A 6,748-nucleotide genomic window follows, 5' to 3' on the forward strand; every position below is an offset into this window, starting at 1 on the left:
TACGCGACCGGCCCGTGCTTCTGCTCGACGAGCCCTTTGCCTCGCTCGGACCGGCACTGCGCGACGACATGCTCGATCTCGTGGCCGGCATCCATGCCGAGCGGCACATGACCGTGCTTTTCGTCACGCACCAGCCGGACGATGCCCGCCGCATCGGCGAGAACATGGCATTTCTGGACGAAGGAAGGATCGCCGCGACCGGACCGGCCGCGGATTTCTTCGGCCGGTCTGGACCGGACGCCTTCCGGCGCTATATCGGCGATCGAGGCGGCAGCGTTGCCGGATCACAACATATTGCCCGGAAGCGGACATAATTTACGCTCAAACCGGCAGCGGGCGATCCGGCGTTTGCTTGCCTTGTCCGGGGGAGTGTGGCTAGGTCCGGCCATACCGGCCCGGGGGCCGGGCTGATTTGCCGAGAAATTTGGAAAGGAAGCCGATCTGCCGAGCGGCGCGGAGAGAGTTTGGATGAGGCCGCTGACGCGATTCTTCGCGTTGGCCGGCTTTGCCGTGACGCTGGCGAGCTGCCAGATGTTCACGCCGCCGGACGTGCAGGAATCTGGCTTCCAGCCCTCGGACAAGCCGATCACGGTCGACAACGTCGTCGCCAACGCCAAGCTCGCCGACATGGCGAAAGCGCAGCATCCGCGGATTCTCGCTACTTATGGCGGCGAATATTCCGATCCGAAGCTCGAACGCATGGTCGCCAAGGTCGTCGGCAATTTGACGGTGGTGTCGGCCAACCCGACGCAGACCTATCGCATCACCATCCTCAATTCGCCCAACGTCAACGCCTTCGCGCTGCCGGGCGGCTATCTCTACGTCACGCGCGGGCTGCTGGCTCTGGCCAACGACTCGTCGGAGCTTGCCGCCGTCATCGCGCATGAGATGGGCCACGTCACCGCGAATCACGGCCTGCAGCGGCAGCAGCTCGAGGCCGAGGAGGGGCTGGCGACCAAGGTGGTCTCCGATGTGCTCGGCGACAGCCCCACCGCCAAGGCGGCGCTGATCCGCGGCAAGCTGAAGCTCGCGCAATTCTCGCGCAATCAGGAACTGCAGGCCGACGCCATCGGCATCAAGTCGATCGGCGAGGCAGGCTATGATCCGTACGCGGCCGGCCGCTTCCTGCAGTCGATGTCCGCCTATACCGATTTCCGCTCGGTCAGCGGCGCCACCGATGCCAGCCTCGACTTCCTGGCGACGCACCCCAACACGCCGCAGCGTATCGATCTGGCGCAGCGGCTTGCCCGCAACTTCGGCCCGCCTGGCGTCGGCACGCGCGACCGCGATGCCTTCCTCGCCGGCATAGACGGGTTGCTCTACGGCGATACGCCGGAAGAGGGCTATGTGCGCGGCCAGACCTTCATGCATCCCGGCCTTGGCGTCTCGTTCTCGGTGCCGGACGGCTTCGTCATCGACAATTCGGCGGCCGCGGTGACCGCGACCGGACCTGGCGATATCGCCATCCGCTTCGACGGCGTGGCGATCGACAAGTCGGTGTCGCTGACCGATTACATCCGCAGCGGCTGGGTCGCCGGACTGGACGACACCAGCGTGCGCCAGGAAACGGTCAACGGCAACGAAGCCGCGATGGCGCATGCCAGCGCGCAAGGGTGGCAGTTCGATATCGCAGTCATCCGCGCCGGCGGGCAGGTCTATCGCTTGCTGACTGCGGCACCTTCGGCCAGCACCGCGCTGGAGCCGGTCGCGCGTTCGGTCAGCGGTTCGTTCCGTACATTGAGCGCGGCCGAGAAGGCGGCGCTGAAGCCGCTGCACATCAGGGTGGTCACCGTGCAGCCGGGCCAGAACATGGGCACGCTCGCGGCCCAGATGGTCGGGGTCGACCGCAAGCTCGATCTCTTCCGCGTGCTGAACGCGATGTCGCCGGGCGCGACGGTGTCGGCCGGAGACAAGGTCAAGATCGTCACCGACAGGTAAGCCCGCGACTGCGGTTCATATTTCAGGCTGCTTCCGCCAGGAATTCGGGGTTCTGCTTGACCAGCGCCACTTTCAGCTTTTCCATGGCGCGCGCTTCGATCTGGCGGACGCGCTCCTTGGAGATGCCGAGCGCCTCGCCGAGCGATTCCAGGGTGGCGCCGTCGTCGCTCAGCCGGCGCTCCTCGATGATCCGGAGCTCGCGGGCATTGAGCGCGCCGAGCGCGCTCCTCAGCCAGACCGCGCGACGCTCGACGTCGATCGTCTCGCCGACCACCTCGTCGGGAAGCGGATCCTCCGAGACCAGGAAATCCATCCGCTCGGCCGCGCCGTTCTCGTCGGCCAAAGGGGTGTTGAGCGAGCTGTCGGGAGCCGAAAGGCGAGAATCCATCATCGCCACGTCGGCTTCCGGCACGCCGAGAGCGGCCGAGACCTCGCGGTAGAGCGAGGCATTGGAGATCGGCTCGGCGCCGTTGGCGAGCCGCGCGCGCAACCGTCTCAGATTGAAGAACAGCGCCTTCTGCGCCGAGCTCGTCCCGCCGCGCACGATCGACCAGTTGCGCAGGATATAGTCCTGCATCGAGGCGCGGATCCACCAGGTGGCGTAGGTCGAGAAGCGCACCTCGCGGGCAGGCTCGAAGCGGGCCGCGGCTTCCAGCAGACCGACATGGCCTTCCTGGATCAGATCGCCGAGCGGCAGGCCGTAATGGCGGAATTTCGACGCCATGGAAATCACCAGGCGCATATGGGCGACGGTGATCAGATGCAGCGCGTCCTGGTCGTTCTTTTCCTTCCAGCGTATGGCCAGGAGGTGCTCCTCGTCGCGCTCGAGATAGGGAGCCTTCATTGCCGCCCGGACCAGTGTCCGTCCTGCCACGTCCTCGATCATGCCGGCTCCTCTTGGCGGTCGTTCGCGCTGATGACGGTTGAAAAGACGCTGCCGCGCCCTACAACAGCCTGCAACGTGCCAGGAGCATGGATGGTTCCGTAGCTGCGGTGGCGCGCATCCGGTGCGCCAGGCACGGCTTTGTTATCGATCCGGGACGTCCGCCCGCCGTGATTTGCGCTGATTTTGAGGACCAGATTTCTGGCTGAGCCAATTTTTGAAATCTGGTTCCTTATTTCGTGAGCTTCTATCTGCCAGTTTGCGGCTCTCACACTGCGCCGGAGCACCGGTCAAAACGGGATCACAGAAAAATGAAATGGCTCAAATCGCTCCTCGTCGCCGGAACCCTGCAGGTTCTGGCGGTCACCGCCGGACATGCCGGCGCCAATCTCGACCAGATCAAGCAGTCCGGCGTCCTGAAGGTCGGCACGGAAGGCACCTACGCGCCTTTCACCTATCATGACGAATCCGGAGCGCTGGTCGGCTTCGATGTCGAGATCGCCAAGGCGATTGCCGAGAAGCTCGGCGTCAAGGCGCAGTTCCTCGAAGGCAAGTGGGACGGCCTGATCGCCGGTCTCGACGCCAACCGCTACGACGCGGTCATCAACGAGGTCGGCATCACCGATGCGCGCAAGGCCAAGTATGATTTCTCCGATCCCTACATCGCTTCCAAGGCGGTGCTGATCGTTCGCGGCGACGACACCGACATCAAGACCTTTGCCGATCTCAAGGGCAAGAAGGCGGCGCAGTCGCTGACTTCCAATTTCGGCAAGCTCGCAGAGAAGAACGGCGCCGAACTGGTCGGCACCGATGGTTTCGACCAGTCGATCCAATTGCTGCTGACCGGCCGCGCCGACGCCACGATCAACGACAGCCTGTCCTTCCTCGACTTCAAGAAGCACAAGCCCGACGCCAATGTGAAGATCGCCGCGCAGGAAGAGAACGCCGACTATTCCGGCGTCATCGTGCGCAAGGGCGATCCTGAACTGGTCGCCGCGATCAACAAGGCGCTGACCGACATCAAGGCCGACGGCAGCTACAAGAAGATCGCCGATACTTATTTCGGCCAGGACGTCTCGCAGTAAGCCCTAGTGCATGTCGCCCAAAAGTGTGCAGCGGTTTTGGGAGAACGACATGCATCAAAACAAAGACCTAAAGCGCGTCGCCTGAATCCGCTTCAGCGCGACGCGCTTTAATCGTCCTTTGCTTGAATTCCGGCGGGCCGTCTTTGACGGCCCGCCGGTTTTTGCATGATAGTCGTTGGAGCCAGGACGGTCTGGCAAGGAGGGTTTCGTGGCGCATTGGCTGCAATTGATGCTGGAATCATTGCCGACATTGCTGTGGGCGGCGCTGATCTTCACCGTGCCGCTGACGCTGCTGTCCTTCGCCCTCGGGCTCATCGCCGGGCTGGTCACGGCGCTGATCCGGCTGTTCGGCCCGAAGCCGCTGGTGGCGCTCGTCCGCTTCTATGTTTGGATTTTTCGCGGGACGCCGCTTCTGGTCCAGCTTTTCCTGATCTTCTACGGCCTGCCGTCGGTCGGCATCCTGCTCGATGCCTTTCCCGCCGCGCTGATCGGCTTCACGCTCAACATCGGCGCCTACAGCTCGGAGATCATCCGCGCCGTCATCGGCTCGGTGCCGAAGGGCCAATGGGAGGCTTCCTACTCGATCGGCATGACCTGGAGCCAGGCGATGCGGCGCACGATCCTCCCGCAAGCGGGCCGCGTCGCGGTGCCGCCGCTTTCCAACACCTTCATCTCGCTGGTCAAGGACACATCGCTGGCGGCGGCAATAACGGTGCCCGAAATGTTCCAGGCGGCGCAGCGCATCGTCGCCACCACCTATGAGCCGCTGATCCTTTATGTCGAGGCGGCGGCGCTCTACCTGGCGATGAGCTCCGTGCTGTCGGCGCTGCAGGCGCGGCTTGAGGTGCGGCTCAACCGCTATGGCGGCTTCCTGGAGGCCAATGCATGATCGGCCTCACCGACATCGAAAAGCGCTTCGGCGACAACCTCGTCCTGAAGGGCGTCACCGTCAGCATCGACGAGGGCAGCGTCACGGCGCTGGTCGGGCCTTCGGGCGGCGGAAAGAGCACGCTTCTGCGCTGCATCAATCTCCTGGAAATCCCGACCGCCGGCACCTTGCGCATCGGCGATGAGACGCTTGTGTTCCACCCCGGCGCCAAGGTGCCTTCAAGAAATATCCAGCGGGTGCGCCTGCAGACCGGCATGGTGTTCCAGAACTTCCAGCTCTTTCCGCATCGCACCGCGATCGAGAATGTCATGGAAGGGCTGGTCACAGTGCTGAAATGGCCGCAGCCACGGGCGCTCGAGCGGGCAACGGCGCTGCTCGAGAAGGTCGGCATGGCACACAAGGCCGATGCCTGGCCGGCAACGCTGTCCGGCGGCCAGCAGCAGCGCGTGGCGATTGCCCGGGCGCTGGCGCCGTCGCCGCGCGTGCTGCTTTGCGATGAGCCGACCTCGGCGCTCGATCCGGAACTGGCGCAGGAAGTGGTCGATGTGCTGGGCCAACTGGCGCGCGAAGGCACGACCATGGTGATGGCCACGCATGATCTCAGGCTTGCTTCCAAGATCGCGCAGGAAGTGGTGTTCCTCGATGCCGGTGTCGTCGTCGAGAAAGGTCCGGCCTCGGTCGTGTTCGACCGGCCAGAGCGTGAGCGGACCAAGCGCTTCATCGCCTCGCTGCGCCAGGAAGAGGCGCAGAGGGAGGCCGGCGGCGAGCCTTCTACCTCCCCCTTGTGGGGAGGTCGGACCGAAGGTCCGGGTGGGGGTTGACGCCGCACCCCCCGCTGCTTCGCAGCGACTCTCCCCACAAGGGGGAGAAACAAAAAACCCGGCGCGGAGCCGGGTTTTTCGTGTTCGGGTGAGTGATCAGCTCAGGCAGCTTCTTCCTGCTCGGCTTCCTCGTTGTCGGCCTTGGCGCCGCGCTTCGGGCCCTTGTTGAGGTTGACCTCGATGAGGCGCACGGCTTCCGTCTCCGACATGCGGTTGACGGCCGCGATCTCGCGGGCCATGCGGTCAAGCGCGGCTTCGTAGAGCTGGCGCTCGGAATAGGACTGCTCCGGCTGGTTGTCGGCGCGGTAGAGGTCGCGCACCACTTCCGAGATCGAGATCAGGTCGCCGGAATTGATCTTGGCATCATATTCCTGCGCGCGGCGCGACCACATGGTGCGCTTGATACGGGCGCGGCCCTGCACGACCTTCAGCGCGCGATCGACATAGTCCTCTTCCGACAGCTTGCGCATGCCGATCGAGGTCGCCTTGGCGACCGGCACCTTGAGCCGCATCTTGTCCTTCTGGAAATCGATGACGAACAGTTCCAGCTTGTGACCCGCGACTTCCTGCTCGTCGATCGCCACGATCTGACCGACGCCATGCGCCGGATAGACGATGAATTCGCCGGTCTTGAACCCGTGACGGGCCGCGGTAGACTTCTTCTGCGGGGTGATCGTTGCCATTACGCCCTGAACTCCTTAGTTGTAGCGCCGGCATGGCGGCGCCGGCTGAAACTCAGACGATCGGCGGAAGCCGACCTTTAGCCGCACAACATGTGAACCACCGGAATAAGCCGGGACCGACAAAGCGCACGAATGCCACCTGCCTGCCCCAGATCGCTCTGGTCCGGATTTGAAAAGCTCACCTTTCAGTGATTTGGGGCGTTAGCGCCATAAATCGACGTTGTGTCACCGGCATGTTTTGCAGATGTAACACAAAAAGTCGGAAGAATCAAGGTTTTGCTGCGTTCGCTAACACCAAGAACCATCGCTGCCTGTCAAGACAGCAATTGTATCGAGGCCTTTACGTCGCGTCATGCCGGCGGTGCCGGCAGCCAAATCAGTCGCCTTCGCCGGGCTCGGGCGAAAAATATTTCTCGAACTTTCCGGTCTCGCCGTCGAAGGCCTTGGCG

General features: G+C 63.6%; 6 protein-coding genes and 2 pseudogenes. 5 read left to right on the forward strand and 3 right to left on the reverse strand.

Going from position 1 to position 6,748, the window contains the following annotated elements; genetic code table 11:
* Window positions 1–314: pseudogene (locus EOA38_RS23970) on the forward strand (thiamine ABC transporter ATP-binding protein); the annotation flags it as partial.
* A gap of 217 nt (window positions 315–531) precedes the next feature.
* Window positions 532–1,938: a M48 family metalloprotease gene (locus EOA38_RS23975; protein ID WP_245464941.1), complete on the forward strand. Its 1,407-nt coding sequence runs from the start codon at window positions 532–534 to the stop codon at window positions 1,936–1,938.
* 22 nt (window positions 1,939–1,960) lie between these two features.
* Here the strand turns inward: EOA38_RS23975 and EOA38_RS23980 are convergent, their stop codons facing one another.
* Window positions 1,961–2,824, reverse strand: coding sequence for an RNA polymerase factor sigma-32 (locus EOA38_RS23980; protein ID WP_126091468.1), 864 nt, complete (start codon window positions 2,822–2,824; stop codon window positions 1,961–1,963).
* 308 nt (window positions 2,825–3,132) lie between these two features.
* Between EOA38_RS23980 and EOA38_RS23985 the strand changes: the two genes are divergently transcribed.
* From EOA38_RS23985 to EOA38_RS23995, 3 genes are all read left to right on the forward strand, one after another.
* On the forward strand, window positions 3,133–3,906 hold the full coding sequence (locus EOA38_RS23985; RefSeq protein WP_127300395.1) for an amino acid ABC transporter substrate-binding protein: 774 nt from the start codon (window positions 3,133–3,135) through the stop codon (window positions 3,904–3,906).
* Window positions 3,907–4,114: 208 nt separating this feature from the next.
* The gene (locus EOA38_RS23990) at window positions 4,115–4,795 is read left to right on the forward strand and encodes an ABC transporter permease subunit (RefSeq protein ID WP_126091470.1); all 681 of its coding nucleotides are present in this window, start codon (window positions 4,115–4,117) and stop codon (window positions 4,793–4,795) included.
* Complete coding sequence (locus EOA38_RS23995) at window positions 4,792–5,616, forward strand: amino acid ABC transporter ATP-binding protein (RefSeq protein WP_127300396.1); 825 nt, start codon at window positions 4,792–4,794, stop codon at window positions 5,614–5,616. The genes EOA38_RS23990 and EOA38_RS23995 overlap by 4 nt, the downstream gene beginning before the upstream one ends.
* Window positions 5,617–5,717: 101 nt before the next feature.
* On the opposite strand, the gene EOA38_RS24000 is transcribed toward EOA38_RS23995, so the two are convergent.
* Window positions 5,718–6,299 carry a CarD family transcriptional regulator gene (locus tag EOA38_RS24000; protein WP_040974338.1) on the reverse strand — a complete coding sequence of 194 codons (582 nt, stop codon included), beginning with the start codon at window positions 6,297–6,299 and terminating at the stop codon, window positions 5,718–5,720.
* Window positions 6,300–6,675: 376 nt separating this feature from the next.
* Window positions 6,676–6,748 (reverse strand): annotated as a pseudogene (locus EOA38_RS41145) (ferredoxin); the annotation flags it as partial.

It is taken from the genome of Mesorhizobium sp. M1E.F.Ca.ET.041.01.1.1 (assembly GCF_003997355.1).
Taxonomy (GTDB): domain Bacteria; phylum Pseudomonadota; class Alphaproteobacteria; order Rhizobiales; family Rhizobiaceae; genus Mesorhizobium.